This is a genomic window from Paenibacillus hemerocallicola (assembly GCF_006265175.1).
GTDB classification, from domain to species: Bacteria; Bacillota; Bacilli; order Paenibacillales; family NBRC-103111; genus Paenibacillus_AB; species Paenibacillus_AB hemerocallicola.
This window is the reverse complement of record NZ_VDCQ01000160.1, coordinates 1-786: the sequence shown is the minus strand read 5'-3', so window position 1 is coordinate 786 and position 786 is coordinate 1. Positions and strand designations below refer to the sequence as shown.

Annotated in this window: 1 protein-coding gene; it reads left to right on the top strand. The window is 52.7% G+C overall.

What is annotated here, in order from left to right; genetic code table 11:
• On the top strand, window positions 1-786 hold a 786-nt coding region (locus tag FE784_RS40560), incomplete at both ends, for an ABC transporter substrate-binding protein (protein ID WP_139607982.1).

The window sequence follows — 786 nt, the reverse complement described above, 5'->3', positions numbered from 1 at the left end:
CAAATTCGAGTACGATATGACCGAATTGATCAAGAAGCACAACTTCGATTTGACCCGGCTGGAGCCGAGTACCGTAGATGCGGTGAGAGCGCTTTCGAAGGGCGCCCTGTATGCTTTGCCGTTCAAAATGAATGTGCTGTCCCTTATGTACAACAAAGATTTGTTCGATAAATTCGGCGTACCGTACCCGAAGGACGGCATGACCTGGGACGAAACGTACGAATTGGCCAAGACGATGACCCGCAAGGAAGGGGAGACGCAGTACCGGGGGTTCATATCGCAATCTTACAATTTGGCTTGGATGAATCAAATGTCGCTCGGCTTCGCCGATCCGAAGACGGATAAGCCATTGTTTTACAGCGATGACCGTTGGGGACAATACGTCCGGAGCATGAACCGATTTTATGAAATTCCCGGCAACGCACTGGCGGAAACGACCTTCCGTGCGGTCAGCAACGCTTTCCTCGTGAACAAGGTGGCCGCCATGTACGCCTACACGATTCCGACGACGAAGCAGGACGTGAACTGGGATATGGTCTCGCTGCCGGAATTCACCAATCTGCGCGGGGTAGGCTCGCAAGCGATGCTGACCTTGGCTTACATCACGAGCATCAGCAAGCATAAGGATGCCGCCTTCGAGGCGATCGCCTATATGACGAGCGACGAATATCAGATGAATATATCCAAGCAGGCCCTCGGTCTTCCGGTCGTGAAGACGCAAGCGGTCAAAGACGCCTTCGGCATTGAAAATCCGAACCTGCAAGGGAAAAACCTGAAATCGCTGAC